The sequence below is a fragment of the Nocardioides sp. CPCC 206348 genome, from assembly GCF_048654705.1.
Taxonomy (GTDB): Bacteria; Actinomycetota; Actinomycetes; order Propionibacteriales; family Nocardioidaceae; genus Nocardioides.
In genome coordinates this window covers 10,780-13,646 of sequence record NZ_JBMCZA010000235.1, presented here as the reverse complement: position 1 = coordinate 13,646, position 2,867 = coordinate 10,780, and the positions used below count along the sequence as shown (strand labels likewise).

2 protein-coding genes are annotated in these 2,867 nt (G+C 69.0%); both read right to left on the bottom strand.

Annotation, left to right across the window (positions count from 1 at the left end):
• A partial coding sequence (locus ACOADB_RS27005) for an FAD-dependent oxidoreductase (protein WP_378606340.1) occupies positions 1-1,601 on the bottom strand: 1,601 nt, incomplete at its 3' end.
• The coding region (locus ACOADB_RS27000; RefSeq protein ID WP_378606337.1) for an APC family permease at positions 1,598-2,867 on the bottom strand (1,270 nt) is incomplete at its 5' end. The genes ACOADB_RS27005 and ACOADB_RS27000, both read right to left, overlap by 4 nt.

Here is a 2,867-nt window from a genome sequence, read left to right as displayed (position 1 = left end):
TGGTCGTCGTCGTAGACCACGACCTTCTTCCCGGTGGGCAGGCGTCCGGCGAACAGGTCGTCGGGGCCGAGCACCTGCGCTCCCTCAGCGATCGGCAGTGGAGTGGTGTGGAAGCGCGCGACGCCGTCGGTGCGCCACGTGGAGCCGGTGGCGACCAGCACGTGCTGGAAACCGAACTCGACGATGTCGTCGGCGGTCATCGGGCTCTCGCGGAAGATCTCCACGTTCGGGAGCTCGGCCAGGGCCGCTTCGCGGTACTCCTTGACGCGTCCCCAGGCCGAGAGACCCGGCAACAGGGACTCCTGGGTCACCCGCCCACCGAGCTCGCGACGCGCCTCGATCAGCGCGACGTCGTACCCCCGGACGCCCAGGGCTCGAGCGGCCTCCAGCCCGGACGGGCCGGCGCCGACGACGAGGACCTGCGCGTCGCTCTCCTTCGACCGGATGAGCTCGGGGTGCCAGCCACGCCGCCACTCCTCCCCCATGCTCGGGTTCTGGGTGCAGCGGATCGGCGACATGGTGAGGTCGCCCGACACGCAGATGTTGCAGCCGATGCACTCACGGATCAGGTTGAGGTGGCCGTCGCGGATCTTGTTCGGCAGGAACGGGTCGGCGATCGAGGGCCGCGCCGCACCGATCAGGTCGAGGATGCCGGCCTTGATCTGGCGGACCATCGCGTCGGGCGACGTGAACCGACCGACACCGACCACCGGCTTGGTGGTGAGCTTCTTCAGCCCGGCGACGAACTCCTCCTGCTGGCCCTCGGGGCCGAAGCGGGAAGTGACGGAGTCGCCCTCCCAGCTGCCCATCGCGAAGTCCCACAGGTCGGGGAGCTCGCCGAGCTCGCGGAGCACGCCCTCGATGTCCTCGCGGGTGATCCCGCCGTCGATCTCCTCCTCCACCGTGATCCGGCACGCAACCGCGACCCCGCGACCGGCGCACTCGTCGAGGGTGTCCTCGAGCAGCTCGCGCAGCAGGCGCATCCGGTTCTCGAGCGAGCCGCCGTACTCGTCGGTGCGCTGGTTGTAGCGCTTCGACAGGAAGTGGTGCACGCCGCTGTAGCCGTGCGCGCCGTAGACGTAGACGATGTCGTAGCCCGCCTCGATCGAACGGCGTACGGCGTTGCGGTGCCAGCGCCGCAGGTCGTCGATGTCCTGCTTGCTCATCGCGCGGGCCTGGATCGGCGCGATCGTGTCGGGGGCTACCGGCAGGTGGCCGGGCCCCAGTGGCGTCTCGCGGCTGAGCTGGTTCGGCGCGTTCATGCCGTTGTGGGCGAGCTCGATGCCGGCCAGGCCGCCGCCCTCGTGGATCGCGTCGGCGATCCGCTTGAGGGCGGGCAGGTCCTGGTCGTCCCAGATCCGCAGCTCGATGAACGGCGCGATGTCGGAGGTCGCGTGGATCTCGACCTGCTCGGTGCAGACCACCGACCAGCCACCCTCGGCCTTGATCTTGCGCATCGCGGCCTGGGCGCTGGGGTCGCGGTAGCCCATGCCGTTGCAGTGGGGCACCTGGTAGAAGCGGTTCTTCGTCGTGAGCGGCCCGATCTTCACGGGCTCGAACAGGACGTCGTACGGCGCGGCGACGGCGGGCTGGTCACTCATCGGCCGACCTCCTCGGCAACGGGGACGGGCGTCGTACGACGGACGCGGGCACCGCGGACATAGCCGACGGCGCACAGGGCCATCAGGCAGCCGAGGGTGCCGAGCGTGAAGACCTCGAAGGTCGTCTGGCTGACGCCCCAGATGTCCTTGAACGGGTAGTCCTCGCCGAAGAGCCGCTCGAGGGTGCCGGGGAAGACCGCGACCCACGAACCGAGCAGGACCCACGCGAACGCCGACCAGCCGAGCATCGCGAAGCCCTTGTCGGACACCGGCACCTTGAACGGGCGCACCCGGTCGGGGTAGCGGGTGCGGAGCCTGATGGCGGCCGGGATGACCAGCAGGTAGCTGAGCAGGAAGGTCGAGATCGAGATGGTGAGCACGACGCCGAAGACGGAGGCACCGGAGCCGGTCACCTGCATCGCGACGAGCATGAAGGTGGTGGACACGACGCCCGAGAGCAGGTTCACGCGCACCGGGGTGCCGAGGCCGGGGTGGAAGTGGCCGAAGAACCCGCCGAAGAACGAGCCGTCGGCGGCGGTCATCGCCTGCATCCGGTCGGAGATGATCATCCACGCGGCGCCCTGGCTCATCAGGATGTAGACGAAGACGAACGCGGTGAGCTTGAGCAACGCGTCCGCCGCGCCGCCGTACACGGAGTAGACGGTGCCGACCGCGTCGAGGAGGCCACCGATGCCGGTGATGTCCTCAGTGGGTACGACGAGCAGGATCGCGAAGATCGGCAGCAGGTAGCAGGCCGCAGCAGTGGCGCAGGAGCGGAAGATCGAGATCGGTACGTCGCGGGCGGGGTTCTGCATCTCGCCGGCGGCGCTGTTGGAGGACTCGAAGCCGAGGTAGGCGAACAGCAGGATCGGCACGGAGCCGAAGAGTCCGAGCAACGAGGGGCTGAAGTCGCCGGGGCTGATGCCGACCACCCCGTTCCTCGCGGCGTAGATCGCGGTGGTGAAGACGAAGAACACGAGCAGGCTGATCTTGAGCAGCGCACCGCTCGTCGGGAGCCACTTGCCCTTGCGCAGGCTGACGATCGCGGCCAGCACGGTGATCCAGATGAAGACGATCTTGAAGACGTAGTCGGCGAACGAGCCGTGCTCGAGCGGCGTGATGTAGGAGCTGATCGTCTCGGCGGCGAGGAACGCCATCGAGCCGCCGACCCACACGGGCTGGGTGATCCAGGTCAGGATCGCCGCGACGGCCGCGGCCGGCCGGCCGAAGGCGTCCCGCACCCAGGTGTAGGCACCGCCCTCCTCA